Origin of the sequence: Pseudomonas sp. SJZ074 (assembly GCF_007828215.1) — a bacterium.
GTDB lineage: Bacteria > Pseudomonadota > Gammaproteobacteria > Pseudomonadales > Pseudomonadaceae > Aquipseudomonas.
This window is the reverse complement of the sequence record NZ_VIUE01000032.1, coordinates 1-14,904: the sequence shown is the minus strand read 5'-3', so window position 1 is coordinate 14,904 and position 14,904 is coordinate 1. Positions and strand designations below refer to the sequence as shown.

14 protein-coding genes are annotated in these 14,904 nt (G+C 62.7%); 6 read left to right on the top strand and 8 right to left on the bottom strand.

Translation table 11 applies throughout. The annotated features are described in order from the left end of the window. Positions 1-50 precede the first annotated feature (50 nt). Positions 51-689: an HD domain-containing protein gene (locus FBX99_RS24670; RefSeq protein WP_145133203.1), complete on the bottom strand. Its 639-nt coding sequence runs from the start codon at positions 687-689 to the stop codon at positions 51-53. Between the two features lie 192 nt (positions 690-881). Between FBX99_RS24670 and FBX99_RS24665 the strand changes: the two genes are divergently transcribed. Beyond that, entirely contained in the window at positions 882-1,847 is a 966-nt protein-coding gene (locus tag FBX99_RS24665) for a GlxA family transcriptional regulator (protein ID WP_145133201.1), read from the top strand. Between the two features lies 1 nt (position 1,848). Here the strand turns inward: FBX99_RS24665 and FBX99_RS24660 are convergent, their stop codons facing one another. From FBX99_RS24660 to FBX99_RS24650, 3 genes are all read right to left on the bottom strand, one after another. Continuing rightward, the gene (locus FBX99_RS24660; RefSeq protein WP_144926604.1) at positions 1,849-2,190 is read right to left on the bottom strand and encodes a carboxymuconolactone decarboxylase family protein; all 342 of its coding nucleotides are present in this window, start codon (positions 2,188-2,190) and stop codon (positions 1,849-1,851) included. A gap of 102 nt (positions 2,191-2,292) precedes the next feature. Then, the gene (locus tag FBX99_RS24655; protein ID WP_144926601.1) at positions 2,293-4,701 is read right to left on the bottom strand and encodes a penicillin acylase family protein; all 2,409 of its coding nucleotides are present in this window, start codon (positions 4,699-4,701) and stop codon (positions 2,293-2,295) included. A gap of 9 nt (positions 4,702-4,710) precedes the next feature. After that, on the bottom strand, positions 4,711-5,295 hold the full coding sequence (locus FBX99_RS24650; RefSeq protein WP_144926598.1) for a DUF6436 domain-containing protein: 585 nt from the start codon (positions 5,293-5,295) through the stop codon (positions 4,711-4,713). Positions 5,296-5,402: 107 nt separating this feature from the next. Between FBX99_RS24650 and FBX99_RS24645 the strand changes: the two genes are divergently transcribed. Next, complete coding sequence (locus FBX99_RS24645) at positions 5,403-6,350, top strand: alpha/beta hydrolase (RefSeq protein WP_144926595.1); 948 nt, start codon at positions 5,403-5,405, stop codon at positions 6,348-6,350. 127 nt (positions 6,351-6,477) lie between these two features. Here the strand turns inward: FBX99_RS24645 and FBX99_RS24640 are convergent, their stop codons facing one another. Continuing rightward, the gene (locus tag FBX99_RS24640; RefSeq protein ID WP_144926592.1) at positions 6,478-7,221 is read right to left on the bottom strand and encodes a DUF2059 domain-containing protein; all 744 of its coding nucleotides are present in this window, start codon (positions 7,219-7,221) and stop codon (positions 6,478-6,480) included. Positions 7,222-7,361: 140 nt separating this feature from the next. Between FBX99_RS24640 and FBX99_RS24635 the strand changes: the two genes are divergently transcribed. Together FBX99_RS24635 and FBX99_RS24630 are read left to right on the top strand one after the other, a co-directional pair. Beyond that, on the top strand, positions 7,362-7,994 hold the full coding sequence (locus FBX99_RS24635; protein WP_144926589.1) for a 2OG-Fe(II) oxygenase: 633 nt from the start codon (positions 7,362-7,364) through the stop codon (positions 7,992-7,994). Between the two features lie 2 nt (positions 7,995-7,996). Then, a complete protein-coding gene (locus tag FBX99_RS24630; RefSeq protein ID WP_145133199.1) occupies positions 7,997-8,476 on the top strand; it encodes a DUF523 domain-containing protein in 480 nt (159 codons plus the stop codon). 42 nt (positions 8,477-8,518) lie between these two features. On the opposite strand, the gene FBX99_RS24625 is transcribed toward FBX99_RS24630, so the two are convergent. After that, on the bottom strand, positions 8,519-9,892 hold the full coding sequence (locus tag FBX99_RS24625) for a GTPase/DUF3482 domain-containing protein (protein WP_144926583.1): 1,374 nt from the start codon (positions 9,890-9,892) through the stop codon (positions 8,519-8,521). Further along, positions 9,885-11,252, bottom strand: coding sequence for a DUF2868 domain-containing protein (locus tag FBX99_RS24620; RefSeq protein ID WP_144927021.1), 1,368 nt, complete (start codon positions 11,250-11,252; stop codon positions 9,885-9,887). Before FBX99_RS24620 ends, FBX99_RS24625 begins: the two co-directional genes overlap by 8 nt. 95 nt (positions 11,253-11,347) lie before the next feature. Between FBX99_RS24620 and FBX99_RS24615 the strand changes: the two genes are divergently transcribed. After that, positions 11,348-11,860, top strand: coding sequence for a dihydrofolate reductase (locus tag FBX99_RS24615; RefSeq protein ID WP_144926581.1), 513 nt, complete (start codon positions 11,348-11,350; stop codon positions 11,858-11,860). A gap of 108 nt (positions 11,861-11,968) precedes the next feature. Here FBX99_RS24615 and FBX99_RS24610 read toward each other — a convergent pair whose 3' ends face one another. Continuing rightward, complete coding sequence (locus FBX99_RS24610) at positions 11,969-13,360, bottom strand: L-cystine transporter (RefSeq protein WP_144926578.1); 1,392 nt, start codon at positions 13,358-13,360, stop codon at positions 11,969-11,971. Between the two features lie 241 nt (positions 13,361-13,601). Between FBX99_RS24610 and FBX99_RS24605 the strand changes: the two genes are divergently transcribed. Continuing rightward, positions 13,602-14,657, top strand: coding sequence for a haloacid dehalogenase-like hydrolase (locus FBX99_RS24605; RefSeq protein ID WP_145133197.1), 1,056 nt, complete (start codon positions 13,602-13,604; stop codon positions 14,655-14,657). Positions 14,658-14,904: the final 247 nt, after the last annotated feature.

Below are 14,904 nucleotides of genomic sequence, written 5' to 3'. Positions count from 1 at the left end.
AGCGGGCTTGCCCGCGAAAGCGGTGTGGCAGTCAATGCAAAAGTGGGCGGTTACGAATTCCAGGGGGATGTGCGGATGATTTCCACGAAGTTCATCGGCTTGAACCCCGGCTCCTGGTCCACCAGTACGTCGGTCTTCACGTTGCCAAAGGTGGTCTGCGGGCGATGCCGCAAGCCGTTGGCGAATGCGCAGATGATGCACTCCTTGAATTCCTCTCCACGTGGGTGGGCATGCACCACCGCTTCACGCTGCGCTGCCGGGAAGACGGCATAGTCCATGCCCAGTACATCCATCTCCACCCCGGCGGTCACCAGGGCGACGGTGGGACGCAGGTGTTTCGGTATGCCCGGCGTGGTATGCAGGGCGATGGACAGCCACACCTGTTCGATATCGTCATCGCTCAACCCATAGGGTTTGAGAAACGCTGCGGCAGCATTTGCACCATCCACTTCAAAGCGCTCATCGTCGCTGCGATGGCCTTCCATCAAGCCAATGTCATGGAACATCGCACCGACGTATAGCAGCTCCGGGTCGTAGGCCAGTTGCCGACGCTGGCCGCTCAAGGCTCCGAACAGAAACACCCGGCGGGAATGGTGATACAGCAGATCGGATTCGACGTCGCGGATGTATTCGGTAGTGGCGCGGGCAAGGGCGCTGTCGGGGATCTTGATGCCGGCGATGCTGTTCATGCTGTTCTCCTCTTGACGATGCGCCAGGGCGGCGCCGAGGGCACAAGTCTGATCGCGGGGATGCAGCGCAACAATTTCTCCATGGCTGCGATCCATGCCAATAAGCCTTGGTTTCGTGCCAAGTGGCGTCCTGCTGATGGATTGGCTAGCGTAGGCTGTGTTCCCGTTCAACTCGAAGGCAAGCAGGCGTCCATGGAAAAAACGGTTGCGGTCGTGGTGTTCGCTGGCGTCCAGTCGCTGGACGTGAGCGGACCCATGGATGTGTTCTGCGAGGCCAATCGGTTCCTCCCCCCAGAGGAGCATTATCGGCTTGAGGTCATTGGGATCGAGCCGGGAGCAGTTACCTGTTCCAACGGTCTGTCCCTCAATGCCCATCGTCAATTCAGTGAAGCTAGACAGGCGTACGACCTGCTGCTGGTGGCGGGCGGGCCGCATTTGCCGTTCATGGATTTCGGTGCGACGTTCGATGTCTGGTTGCGTGGCGCCTGTGGGCGGGCACGGCGCTTTGGCTCGATCTGCAACGGCGCGTTCATGCTCGCCCGGGCCGGGTTGCTGGAGGGGCGGACCGTCACCACCCATTGGGGCGATGCCGGGACGCTGGCGCAGTTGTGTCCCTCGACCCGGGTCGAAGCAGATCGCCTGTACGTGCAGGACGGCGCGCTCTATACCTCGGCCGGGGTCACCGCAGGGATCGACCTGGCGTTGTTCCTGTTGGCGCAGGATCATGGAGCGGACGTGGCTCTGAGCGTAGCCAAGCGGCTGGTGGTATTTACCCAGCGTTCAGGCGGGCAATCGCAGTTCAGTCCTTTTCTCGTTCCCCACGCCACGCCGACGTCCGCCGTGGCCCAGGTCCAGACCTATGTGCTGGCAAACCTGAACGGTGACTTGGGTCTCGCCAATCTGGCCAATGCCGCGAACATGAGCCAGCGCAACTTTTCCCGGGTGTTCACTCGGGAAGCCAAGGTCACCCCGGCGGAATTCGTCGAGCGGGCCCGGGTAGACGCAGCCCGCGTAATGCTGGAAAGCACCCAGGCCCCGCTCAAGACCGTGGCCTGGCAATGTGGCTTTCGCGATGCCCAGCACATGCGCAACGTCTTCAATCGCAGATTGGGGGTGACGCCGCAACAGTTCAGGCTCAATTTCGCAGCAATTGCTTAGTTCATTTCTTCAGCATGTCATGGGCCTCCAGCGCTCGCAGCGAGTAGATGTACGCTGCGCCGGCATTCAATGACACCGCCGTGGCCAGGGTCGCGGCGATTTCTTCGCGGGTGGCACCGGCTTTGATAGCGGCGTCGGTGTGCACGCCGATGCAACCGTCGCAGCGGGTCGTGATCGCCACGGCGATGGAAATCAGCTCCCGGGTCTTGGCATCGAGCACGTCGTTCTCGGCAGCCGCTTCATCCAGGGCCATGTAGGCCTTGACCATTTTCGGGTTGCTCTTGCCCAGGGCACCAAAGGCGCTCTTGATGATGGGCAGCAGTTCGGACCAGTTATTGAACATCGCAATGACTCCATTGGGGGTGGACGAAGAGAAACCCCTGTAGTCTTGACCAACAATGACAATCAAGCCTGTCGGTGACGGAAAAAAATGAATGCCGCCGACTCAGGGCGTTGTCCTGGCCGGCAACAGCTTCAGGGTGTCATGGGTGTTGGCGGTCACTTCTTCCTCGGCCAGGTGCGCCTGGTGATACAAACCCTCGATGTAGGCCTCGGCCTGATCGGCGTAATACTTGTCGAACGGCACGCCGCTCTGGCCGACCGGGTTGATGGTGACGCTGTGGGTCGGGTCGGCGAAATCGATGATGCGCCGGGTGGACGGGCCGTAGGTGACCGGCCAGGGAGCCGGGCCGATCCTGGCGGAAAGATTGTTGGGCACTTCATGGGTGCCGGGTGCGGCGAATGGGCCGACATTGAAGATCCGGTCCAACGGCTTTTGCATGCCCAATGGGTGCCCATGTGTGAGGGTATGGGCATTGCCCCATTGCCATTGCATGGCATCGTCACCAAAGGTGGCCTTCAGGTGCGCCAGGCTCTTGCTCCAGGCTGTTTTGACGATGTCGCTACGGCTTTCCTTGCCCAGGGTCGTGCGATCGTCCCACCAGGGCGAATCCGCCGAGGCGGCCAGGCGCGGCAGTGCGGCGTCAATCACTCGGGTGGACAGGGCAGTGTCGAAAAAACCGTCCCCCAGTTCATCGTGCAGGGTGGCATCCGCCAGGTTGAACAGGAACTGGTTGAACAGCGTGGCGCTGACGGAATCCAGAGGGTAATCGCCCTGCCATTGCGCCAGTTGTTCCACCCACTTGCGTTCCTGCGGGTCGCTGACCACGTCCCTCAACACCGGCAGCAAAGGTGCCAGCAAGCGCGGGCCATAGGCGGTGGTGGTGCCCAATTGCAGCTTGCGGGTGGTTTCGATGTCCCACTTTGCCTGTTTGTCGCTGAGCTGGAGATTGAGTTGCTGCCCACGGTCTGGGAGGTTGTAGTAGCCCGGAATCTCGATACCGCCGGGTGAAACCGGCTGGAAATTCGCCGAAACGATGTAGCCGCGGGCCGGATTCTCCTCCTGGGGATTGTTACTGAAAGGGTAGAAGCCTTCCTTCTCCGCCTCTGGGCTGCTGCCATCGAGCAGGAAGCCGGGTTTCACTCCCGCCGGGCGCTTGGGCAGCTGGGCGGCGGCCCACCAGCCGATATCGCCCTTGGCATTGGCCCAGACGACATTCAGCCCCGGTGCATGGATCTTGGCCGATGCTCCGCGGGCCTTGGCCAATGTGTCGGCACGGTTGAGCTGGTAGAAGGCCTCGAGGATCGGATTGCGGCTTTCCAGGAAACCCCACCACATGGCAATCGGTGTGTGGCCGGCATTGGCGCCGAGCACATCGTTGACGATCGGGCCGTGGGGCGACTGGCGCAGCACCAGCGTCACCGGCGCCTGGCCTTTTACCGCGATCTGCTGTTCGCTGCGGGTCATGTCCACCCATTGATCGCGATACCAGACCTGTTCGGGGTTGTCCGGGTTGACCTTCTCGGCAATCAGGTCCAGGTCGTCGTTCTGGAACATGGTGATGCTCCAGCCGAAATCCTTGTTCATGCCCAGCGTCGCAAACGGCAACAACGCCTGGTAGTGCCCGTAGAGTTCGAACCCCGGTGCCGAAAGGTGGGCCTCGTACCACACCGAGGGAGCGGAAAAGCGGATGTGCGGGTCCCCCGCCAACAAAGGTTTGCCGCTGCGGGTATGGCTGCCGGCGACGACCCAGGCGTTGCTGCCTTCGAATTGTGGCAGGCCGCTTCCGACCAGGGCTTGTTCGCTCAAGCGGGCCAGGGCGTCGAGACCTTTCCAGTCGGCATCGGCCAAGGGCAGGGCGGTTTTGCGGTGCTCGCCCAGCACACCCTTGGGCTGCCAGTCGAGATCGAAAATATTCAGGTAGTCGGTGCCCAGTTGATCGCGCACGTAGGTCAGCAGCGGTTCGGTACGAAAGGCGGCAGCGAAGCTGTAGGCCATGTAACCGGTGATGCTCACTGTGTCTTCGGCGGTGAACGGGCGCTTGGGAATGCCCAGGACATCGAACTCCACCGGCCGGGCGTGGCTTTCCTGGTAGCGGTTGATACCGTCGAGATACGCCTGCATCGCGATCCAGGCCGGGGATTGTGGGTCCTGTTCCGCCACGTAGCGGGCGGCGCGCTCGCGGATACGCAGGCTGCGCATCAGTTTGTCGGTGTCGAGCAGTTTCGGTCCCAGCACCTCGGCCAGCTCGCCACGGGCGAGGCGGCGCATGACTTCCATCTGGAACAGCCGATCCTGGGCATGCACGTAACCGAGTGCACGGTACAGGTCGGCTTCGTTCTCGGCGCGGATATGGGGTACGCCGCGCTCGTCGTAGCGCACAGTCACCGAGCCTTGCAGCCCCTGCAACTGCACCGTGCCCTGGCGGGTGGGCTGCTTGCTGTAGAGGTAACCGCCGGTGACGATGATGGCGGTGACGACCAACGACAGGAGTGCGACGAGGCTGCGTTTCATGGTGTTCCCTTATTCGGATGATGCGTCCCTGCTCCATGGACAATAACAGCCCACCGCCATCGTGTGGGTTGCATTGACGGCGCGCCCCACGTTCAGGGCCTCGAGAATCGGTTCGATGAAACTGTTGCTCGAATTGCAGGTCAGGCCTTCGCTGTAGGGGCCAAAGTAGGCCAGTTCGCCGGTGCGATTCCAGATCGCCACGGCCGGGCTGGCGGGAATCTGCTCCGAGCCGGGCAATGCCGGAAGCGGCTTGAGGCTGCTCAGCGTGGCCGGTAGCTGGCCTTGAGTGCCGCTTTTCTGTACCGCATAGAACTCGACACCCTGCGGTGCATATTTATCGACCAGTTCGGACAGGTGCTGCTGATTGCCGACGTTGCACGGGCAGGCCGGATCCCAGAAGTGCACGAGGCGGATCGGGCCGGGCCCGGCCAGCTCGGGCGGCAGGCGCAGGGGGTCGCCGGAAAATACTGCCGTGTGTTGGCTGAAAGCGCGCAGGAAACGTCCCTGGAACCAGTCATAGGCGACCCACAACACGGCCGCGCAGCCAAGGGCAAGCAGACCGGCAAGCAGGGTTGTGCGGTGGGACGGGCGCATGGATTCATCCTCTGAAGCCGCGTAGCTTGCCATGCCTGTCGCGACAGATGAATATCGCAGGTCTACAAAGTCTGTTTCGCGCCTTGTGCATTTGCCTGGAAATATCGATGCCTGCCACTTTCGACCCCGATCACTTGCGTGCCAGCCTGCAACCGTTGGCCCAGTGGCAACCGCTGTCTGAGCAGGCGCAGGCCTATCAACAATTCTATGGCTTGGATTTTCCCCAGCGGACCTTGCGCAAGGGTCTCGGGCGTTTCGAGATCGATGGGTATGAGTTGGTCGCTCAGGTCTGGTGGCCGGAAAAAGCCGTGGCAACACTGTTCGTGTTCCACGGTTACTACGATCACATGGGACTCTACCGGTACTTGATCGAATGGGCGCTGAAGCAGCAGTTCGCGGTGATCGCCTGTGACCTGCCGGGCCATGGACTGTCCAGCGGCGAGCGCGCCAGCATCGGCGATTTCGCCGAGTACCAGGCCACGCTGCAGGGGCTGCTGGCCGAGGCCGGGAAGCTGGACCTGCCGCAGCCCTGGCACCTCTGTGGGCAAAGTACCGGTGGCGCAATCGTGGTCGATCATGTGCTCAACCAAGGGGCGAGCAGCCCGGCCCAGGGCCAGGTCATCCTGTTATCGCCCCTGGTGCGTCCCCGGGCCTGGGGCTGGTCGCGGCTGAGTTATTACCTGCTCAAGCCCTTCGTGACCGGCATCGCCCGGCGTTTCAGCGAAAACTCCACCGATCCGCAGTTCCTGCCATTCCTGCAAGCCGACCCGTTGCAACCGCTGCGCCTGCCTACCGCCTGGGTGGGCGCATTGGGGCGATGGATCAAGCGTATCGAAGCCGCCCCGAGCAGCCCGCGCCGGCCCTTGATCGTGCAGGGGCAGGCAGACATGACGGTGGATTGGAAACACAATCTGCAGGTGCTGCACGGCAAATTCGACCGGCCCCAGGTGCTGATGCTGCCCGAGGGCCGGCATCACCTGGCGAACGAAGCGCTGGCGTTGCGTCAGGAGATGTTTGGGTTTCTGACCAAGCGGATGAGCCGGATCCGGCGGTGACCGCACAAGCGCCATCGCGAGCAGGCTCGCTTCCACATTGAATTGAGATCGGCCGAGATATTTGAGTTCACTCAGCCCCTGTGGGAGCGAGCCTGCTCGCGATGGTGGTACTTCAGACGCTGAAGATCTATTGCCCGAGATTCTGCCCCACCGCCAACCCCGCCCGGATCGCCGCCAGGGCTGCCTGATAGTAAGCCTGGCCCTCGGCCGATTCGGCAAACGTGGCAAACTCCTCCAGTTCGGTATCGGTCAGGTCACGGTAGACGTACAGCAGTGTGTTGTTCAGGTCGGCGCCGATCTGATCCATCAGCCGTTGGCGCTGGCCGTTCAGCATACCCTGGGCCTGGCCGCCGCCCAGCAGGCCGGGGATCATCGAGCTCAGGCTGTCGGCCGCCACGCCAGCAATGGCCAGGCTGACTTCGGCACCAGCCTCGCGGGCGGGCAGGGCCTGGGCCAGGTGGCCGATGATCAGCAGGCGGTTGTCGCTGGCCTGCATCTTGGGCAGGCCCTTGGCGTTCTTTGCCAATTGATCGCGCCGGGTCGCCAACAGCTCGGCAGCCACCACCTTGCGTCCCAGGGGCGACTGGAAAAATGCCAGGGCCGGGTTCGGATCACGAAGATTCCTGCGCATCTGCGCTTCGGCCCGCTGGTCCATGGCCTGGGGGGCGAAACGCTGATTGCTATTGTTCACCAGGGCCTGGAACACCGCCGGCGGCAGGCTGTTCTGGTAACGCTGCTGCGCGGCGCTCAGGGCATCGTTGAAATGCGCCCGCTGTTCCGGCCAGCCGGCGACCTTGTACAACTGGTCGTAGCTGTCTGCCCAGGCGGGCAAAACGCAGAACATCAACAGTGAGAAAAGCAAACGACGCATAGGGACTCCTGTCAGCAGCCGACTATTCTCCGTGGGGGGCGGGAACTTGTCGAGAATTCGTATCAAGTTCGTACCGTGGTGCCACCTGGCGTTGCAAACCCGCTGCGTGGCGTTGTCGGTTCTGCGGGTACAGGCATACTATGCGCGCCATGCAAATACCATCTGATCACCCGTTGCTGTTACGCATCGTCGATGACCTGGCCGAGCGCGGCTGGTCGCAGCAGAACATCTTCCTGCCGGAGGCGCTGACCCGTGCCCTGGCGGCCGAGTGTCGCCAGCGTGCCGCCGAAGGCGAACTGGCCCCGGCTGCGGTCGGGCGCGGCTTGTCTTCGGAGATCCGCGAAGGCATACGGGGTGATCGCATCCAGTGGATCGAACCCGGCCAGGCCGAGGCCTGCGACCGTTACCTGGGGCTGATGGACAGCCTGCGCGAGGCATTGAACCGTGGGCTCTTCCTGGGCCTGGAGGATTTCGAAAGCCACTTCGCCCTGTACCCGCCCGGTGCGTTCTACCTCAAGCACGTCGACCGCTTCCGTGACGACGACCGGCGCATGGTGTCGGCGGTGCTTTACCTCAATGACGGCTGGTTGCCGGAGCATGGCGGGCAGCTGCGCATGTACCTGGATGAAGGAAGGGAGCAGGACGTGGTGCCCACCGGTGGCTGCCTGGTGGTATTCCTGTCGGGAAACATCCCCCATGAAGTGCTGCCGGCTACGCGGGACCGCCTGTCCTTGACCGGCTGGTTCCGACGCCGTGGCAACGAGTTGTTCTGAGCATGGAAAAAATTCTGGTCAGTCGTTGCCTGCTCGGACATCGCGTGCGTTATGACGGTGCTGCCAGCGGGCCGTTCGAGCGCCTCCAGCAGTGGGTCGATGAAGGCCGCGTCGTGCCGCTGTGTCCGGAAGTCGCCGGCGGCTTGCCCACGCCTCGGGCGGCGGCGGAAATTCCCGGCGGACAGGGCGTACAAGTACTCGATGGCCAGACGGCAGTGATGACCACCGAGGGGGAGGACGTAAGTGCGCAGTTCCTGTCGGGGGCGTACCAGGCCCTGGAGCTGGTGCGTGAACACGGTATCCGGATCGCCGTGCTCAAGGCCAACAGCCCGTCCTGCGGCAATCTGCTGACTTATGATGGGACGTTCGGCGGCGTGAAGGTTCCTGGCGAAGGCGTGACGGCGGCGTTGCTCAGGCGTCACGGAGTGCGGGTGTTCAGCGAGTTGGAGTTGGCTGAGGCTGCGGCGGCGCTCAAGCTTTGATCAACTGCTGATCTCCCCCTCGCCACAGGGGGTTGTGTCGTTTCAGAGCTGCGCGGCCAACTGCTCGATCTGCTCCTGCCGCTCGGCCTGACTCAACCTTGGATGGGCGTTGAGCGATGACCACTGCGGATACGCCCGGGCCTTGTTCAACGTTTCCGGCAGTTTGCCCTCTCGCCAGCCCTTGTCCTGGGGTGTGTCGATTCGAATGCTGTCCAGCGCCGCATGGCCGCGCTGGTTCAGGGCTTGCAGCAGTTGCCGTTGGCGCAGGGCCAGCAGGCGCAGCACGCTATCGTCTACCGTCAGTTCCCGCTGGCCCTTGAGCTTGCCCATCAACCGGTTGCCATAGCCGCGGGCGGTTTGCAGCGCACCGCCGGCAATGGCACCGACCAGGGCGGCGGCACCGAGGGTCAGGCCGCCCACCAGCAAATCCACACCCGCCCCGGCTGCCGCCCCGGCCGCGATTCCGCCACCGACCTGTACGCCCAGTTGTTTGAGGGTTGCCGGGTTGAACAGGTCATCGCCCCAGCGTCCATCGAGCAGCGGTAGATCACTGGCCGCGGCGTCCTGGGGACGGAAGGCGTAGAGCTTGAGCAGGGCCTCGACGCAGCGCTGTTCCCGTTGGCGCACCGCGTTGCGCAGCTCGCTGATGGCCTGGCGCTCCAGCTCGGCGTCGCTGGTCACGCTGCGTCGGCAGGCGGCGCAATCGATCAGCAACTCGGCGATCAAGCGCGCTGCGCTATGTTGGCGAGCCAGGCGTTGGGCCTGTTGATCGGCGATCAGCCGTTCCAGTTGGCCGCGCGCATTTTCCAACAACAGCGCGAGGCTTTCGTACAGGCGCCGCTCGCCATCCTCGGGCGGGGCAACGCTGTCGAAACGCACCAGGGCGTGCAGCCCCAAGCGGGCCAGGGCCTCGCGCCAGTCGGGTTCGCGGTGCTGGGCACTGCTGACGAAATTCAGCACCGGCAGCAGCGGTTTGCCGCAACTGGCGAGGACTTCCAGTTCATCGCGGTACTTGGCCAGCACCGGCTCTCGGGCATCGATCACGTAGAGCCCGGCATCGCTGGCAAGCAGTTGCCGCAGCACTTTGGCTTCCTGCTCGAAGCGCTGTCGCGCCTCGCTGCCCTCCAGGAAACGGGCCAGGCGCGCCGGGCCGTCCAGACGTTCACCCGGACGCTCCAGGCGTTCGAGGTAGTCGAGCAACGCGATGGCGTCCTCCAGGCCAGGCGTGTCGTACAGCTCCAGCAGCGCTTCGCCGTCCACCGACAAACGCGCGCCTTCGACGTGCCGGGTGGTACTCGGGCGATGGGACACTTCGCCAAAGCCGACGTCCCGGGTCAGGGTGCGCAGCAGCGAAGTCTTGCCGACATTGGTGTGGCCGACCACGGCCAGTTTCAGCGGCTTCATGGGCTCAGTCATGGCCGCTCTCCAGCCAGTTCAAGGGCGCACAGTCGGCGAAGGGTAGTTGCAACTGTTGCAGTGCGTTGTGCCAGTCCCCCAGGCGCTCGGCATCCAGGGCCTCGCCGGGGGGGGCCTGTAACAGCCAGACGCGGGTAGCACTGGCGCTGCGGGCCAGTTCGGCGATCAATGCCAGGCTGCCGCGGTCCGGTGAGCGTCGTGGATCGCAGGCAATCGCCAGGCGCGCCGGAGGAAAGCGCGACAGCTGTTCGAGGAGTTTGTGACGTGACTCGCGGCTGTCGAGGACGCCGGCGTTTTTTACTGAATCCGGCAACTTCGGCGGCCAGGGCCGTTCGTCCAGCTCGATGGCCACCAGCAGCGCCCCCGCGCTGACCATCGTGCCAGCCGGCTGCTCAATCTGATGCAATTGCCCAGGTGCGGCGTCGTTGACCCCCAACCGTTCGCTGCTGGGCATCAGGTGTTCGCGCAGTTGCGCGTAGCCCGGCAGGTTCAAATCCAGACGCAGGGTGGCGCGGCCGCGCCGCCAACGCCACAGGCACAGCAGCGCCAGGCCCAGGCGCGGCAGTACACCATACACCAGCACCACGCCCACCAGCCACGCAGCCCAGGCCTGACGGGCGCTTTCGATGTTCAGGGCGCCATCACCGCTGGCGCGAATCATCTCGACGGTAGGAACACTGAACCCCAACAGCGCCGGCAACGCGCCCAGGGTACGGGTCAGGGTGACGAAGGTTTCGCCACCGAGAAGGGTGGTTTCCCAGACGAAGCCATAGCGTCGGGTCGCCATCAGCAGCAGTACGATGACCAGCGCACTGAACATCGCCAGCAGCCACAGGCCATTGACCAGCATGCCGAGGGCCCAGCGATTGAGCTTGTGTCGTTGCAGCAAGAGCAGCAAGGCCGGCGCCAGTTGGGCGGCCTTGGCATCGCGGGCGAGTTTTTCGCTGAGCCACAGCCACAGGCGTCCCAGCGTCGCGCCTTGTTCCCCTGCGAATATCAGGCCCAGAGCCCAGCCGATGAGCAGGATCAGGTTGAGCCCCAAGAGGCTGCCGAGGGCCCAGAACACGTTGACGGGCGTTCGACCGTCGCCAAGGGCGGCAAACCCCAGGCCGGCGCCGCTAAGGATGGCGAAGACGGTCAATACGATCAGTGCCAGGCGTGCCCCTTGCAGCCAATGGCGCAGGGCTTCGATGAGGCCGTCGCGCTCGGCCAGCCAGTGGGCGCGACGGTGAATACGGGTCGATAGATCGCCGCCCGCCGCGCGGGCCAGGCGATTGGCTTCCTGGTCTTGGAGCGGCCCTGCGTGTTCTTCACGCAGGCGTATCGTCTCGGTCAGCCAGAAGTTCTGCAGTTCAGTCAGGGGAGCAGTCACGTGCGCTTCCGTTGCAAATGAGCGTTGAGGATAACCGCTGGGCGCCTGTCAGGGTACGCCGAGCCTCTGCTATCCTCGGCACCATGAAAAAAACTCTCCCCTTAAGCCTGATCGCAGCCCTCGGTGAAAACCGTGTGATCGGCGTCGATAACAGCATGCCCTGGCATTTGCCGGGGGATTTCAAGTATTTCAAGGCCACCACCCTGGGCAAGCCGATCATCATGGGTCGCAAAACCTGGGACTCACTCGGTCGGCCACTGCCGGGGCGTTTGAACATCGTGGTCAGTCGTCAGCCGGGGCTGGTGCTCGAAGGCGCTGAAGTCTTTTCCTCGCTGGAGGCCGCGGTGGAACGGGCCGAGGCGTGGGCGCTGGGGCAGGGGGGCGATGAGCTGATGCTGATCGGCGGTGCCCAGCTGTATGCCCAGGCCCTGGAGCAGGCTGATCGGCTTTACCTGACCCGTGTGGCACTGAGCCCGGAAGGAGATGCGTGGTTTCCGGAGTTTGATTCGAGCCAGTGGGAACTGGTTTCGAACCAGCCGAACCCGGCGGAAGGGGATAAGCCGGCCTACAGCTTTGAGGTTTGGGAAAAGCTTTAACAGCAAAAGTATCGCGAGCAGGCTCGCTCCCACAGGGTCTGGCGGTGACAGCGATTGCCGTGTTCACCGCAGATCCAATGTGTGCGAGCCTGCTCGCGTAGCGGTCTATCAGGCATGCGCCAACTCAGTATGCTCCTGCGCATCCAGCAAGGCCTTGTCGGTCTGCTGCATCATCTGGCTGGTAATCGCCCCGGCGGTGATCGAGCCGCTGACGTTCAATGCCGTCCGACCCATGTCGATCAGCGGCTCGACGGAAATCAGCAACGCCACCAGTGAAACCGGCAAGTCCATGGCCGGCAGCACGATCAACGCGGCGAACGTCGCGCCACCACCGACGCCGGCTACACCGGCGGAGCTCAAGGTCACGATGGCAACCAGGGTTGCGATCCACACCGGATCCAACGGGTTGATGCCCACCGTTGGCGCAACCATCACGGCCAACATGGCGGGGTAGAGGCCGGCGCAACCGTTCTGGCCGATGGTGGCGCCGAACGAGGCACTGAAACTGGCAATGGAACGCGGGATCCCAAGGCGGCGGGTCTGGGCTTCGATGCTCAGGGGGATGGTCGCGGCACTGGAGCGGCTGGTGAAGGCAAAGGTCAGCACCGGCCAGATCTTGCGGAAAAAACGCAGAGGGTTGATCCCGGCGGCGGACACCAGCAGGCCGTGAACCACGAACATCAGGCCCAGTCCCAGGTACGAAACCACCACGAAACTGCCCAGCTTGATGATGTCCTGCAGGTTGGAGCCGGCCACGACCTTGGTCATCAACGCCAGCACACCATACGGCGTCAGCTTCATCACCAGGCGCACCAGGCGCGTGATCCAGCTTTGCAGGGTGTCGATGGCGTTGACCACCTTCTGGCCTTTCTCGACGTCATCCTTGAGCAGTTGCAGCGCCGCGACACCCAGGAAGGCCGCGAAAATCACTACGCTGATGATTGAGGTCGGCTTGGCCCGGGCCAGGTCGGCGAAGGGATTCTGCGGAATGAACGAGAGCAGCAGTTGCGCAATGTTCAGGTCGGCGACCTTGCCGGCGTAATCGCTCTGGATCACTTGTAGCCGCGCCAGCTCCTGGGTGCCGGCAACAAGCCCTTCGGCAGTGAGGCCAAACAGGTTGGTCAAACCGATACCGATCAGCGCCGCGATGGCGGTGGTGAACAGCAATGTGCCGATGGTCAGGAAGCTGATCCTGCCCAGGGACGAGGCGTTATGCAGCCGGGCCACGGCGCTGAGAATCGAGGCGAAGACCAGCGGGATCACGATCATTTGCAGCAACTGCACATAGCCGTTGCCCACCAGGTCGAACCAGCCAATGGAGGCCTTGAGCACCGGGCTGCCGGCGCCATGGACCGTATGCAGGGCAATCCCGAATGCCACGCCCAGCACCAGCGCCAGCAGCACTTTTTTCGCCAGGCTCCAGTTGCGATGACGGGTTTGCGCCAGGCCGAACAGCAAGGCGAGGAATACCAGCAGATTGAGGATCAGCGGCAGATTCATCAAAAAAGCTCCGTTAAGACTTGCCAGTCGCCTGAAGCCGCGACCGCGAGCAAGGAAGCCTAACAGCCTGAAAAATAATGAATTAATACTAAAAAAGCATGTTGAATGTCGTTTATGGAATAAGGACTTGGCGTTTGCAGGTACGTCGCTGGCGTTTTCGAGACGCAAGCGGTCGCGGACAGGCGAGGACTGTCACGCGCATTTGTTAGCGTCGGATTCTTTGAACCTGGGAGAAATGCCGATGAAGCTCGTACCTCGTTTTCTCGCTGTCGCCCTGAGCCTTGGTCTCGCCGGCCAGGCACTTGCCACCGAACTCAAGCACTGGCCGGCGGAACAGGCCAAGGCACTGGATGCGATGATCGCGGCCAACGCCAACAAAGGTAACTTCGCGGTGTTCGACATGGACAACACCAGTTACCGCTACGACCTGGAAGAGTCGTTGTTGCCGTTCATGGAGAACAAGGGCCTCATCACCCGGGAAACCCTCGATCCCTCCCTGAAGCTGATTCCATTCAAGGACACGGCCGATCACAAGGAAAGCCTGTTCAGTTACTACTACCGCCTTTGCGAAGTGGATGACATGGTCTGCTACCCATGGGTGGCCCAGGTGTTCTCCGGCTTCACGCTCAAGGAGCTCAAGGGCTACGTCGACGAGCTGATGGCGTCTGGCAAGCCTGTACCGACCACGTATTACGACGGCGACAAGGTAGTCAACTACAACGTCAACCCGCCAAAAGTCTTCACCGGTCAGACCGAGCTGTACAACAAGCTGATGGAAAACGGCATCGAGGTCTATGTCATGACCGCGGCGTCGGAAGAGCTGGTGCGCATGGTCGCCGCCGATCCGAAATACGGCTACAACCTCAAGCCGCAGAACGTCATCGGCGTGACCACGCTGCTCAAGGATCGCAAGACCGGCGAGCTGACTACCGCTCGCAAGCAGATCACCGCCGGCAAGTATGAAGAGAAGGCCAACCTGGACCTGGAGTACACGCCTTACCTGTGGACTCCGGCAACCTGGATGGCCGGCAAGCATGCGGCGATCCTGACCTATATCGATGAGTGGAAAAAACCGGTCCTGGTGGGCGGCGACACGCCGAGCAGTGACGGCTACATGCTGTTCCACGACGTGGATGTGGCCAAGGGCGGTATCCACCTGTGGGTCAACCGCAAGGACAAGTACATGACCCAGATCAACGGCATGATGGCCAAGCACGCTGCCGCCCAGGCCAAGGAAGGGCTGCCGGTTACGGCGGACAAGAATTGGGTGATCGTCAAGCCTGAGGATATTCAGTAAGCCCAGTAACCCCTGTGGGAGCGAGCCTGCTCGCGATAACGGTGTGTCAGGCACATCGATGCAACTGATGCACCGCCATCGCGAGCAGGCTCGCTTCCACAGTTGATCACCATTGCCAAGAAATATCAGGCAATAAAAAGCCCGCGACGACGGCGTAATGCTGTTCACTTAAGCGGAGCGGCCTTACGATCTACCGGATACCGAGTTTTGGAAATCTTCACTGTCCTCGGCCGCCCTGGCCTTGGAC

Coding starts and splice junctions, on each gene's coding strand:
- FBX99_RS24670 (WP_145133203.1), bottom strand. CDS start 689: ATGAACAGCATCGCCGGCATCAAGATCCCCGACAGCGCCCTTGCCCGC.
- FBX99_RS24665 (WP_145133201.1), top strand. CDS start 882: ATGGAAAAAACGGTTGCGGTCGTGGTGTTCGCTGGCGTCCAGTCGCTG.
- FBX99_RS24660 (WP_144926604.1), bottom strand. CDS start 2,190: ATGTTCAATAACTGGTCCGAACTGCTGCCCATCATCAAGAGCGCCTTT.
- FBX99_RS24655 (WP_144926601.1), bottom strand. CDS start 4,701: ATGAAACGCAGCCTCGTCGCACTCCTGTCGTTGGTCGTCACCGCCATC.
- FBX99_RS24650 (WP_144926598.1), bottom strand. CDS start 5,295: ATGCGCCCGTCCCACCGCACAACCCTGCTTGCCGGTCTGCTTGCCCTT.
- FBX99_RS24645 (WP_144926595.1), top strand. CDS start 5,403: ATGCCTGCCACTTTCGACCCCGATCACTTGCGTGCCAGCCTGCAACCG.
- FBX99_RS24640 (WP_144926592.1), bottom strand. CDS start 7,221: ATGCGTCGTTTGCTTTTCTCACTGTTGATGTTCTGCGTTTTGCCCGCC.
- FBX99_RS24635 (WP_144926589.1), top strand. CDS start 7,362: ATGCGCGCCATGCAAATACCATCTGATCACCCGTTGCTGTTACGCATC.
- FBX99_RS24630 (WP_145133199.1), top strand. CDS start 7,997: ATGGAAAAAATTCTGGTCAGTCGTTGCCTGCTCGGACATCGCGTGCGT.
- FBX99_RS24625 (WP_144926583.1), bottom strand. CDS start 9,892: ATGACTGAGCCCATGAAGCCGCTGAAACTGGCCGTGGTCGGCCACACC.
- FBX99_RS24615 (WP_144926581.1), top strand. CDS start 11,348: ATGAAAAAAACTCTCCCCTTAAGCCTGATCGCAGCCCTCGGTGAAAAC.
- FBX99_RS24610 (WP_144926578.1), bottom strand. CDS start 13,360: ATGAATCTGCCGCTGATCCTCAATCTGCTGGTATTCCTCGCCTTGCTG.
- FBX99_RS24605 (WP_145133197.1), top strand. CDS start 13,602: ATGAAGCTCGTACCTCGTTTTCTCGCTGTCGCCCTGAGCCTTGGTCTC.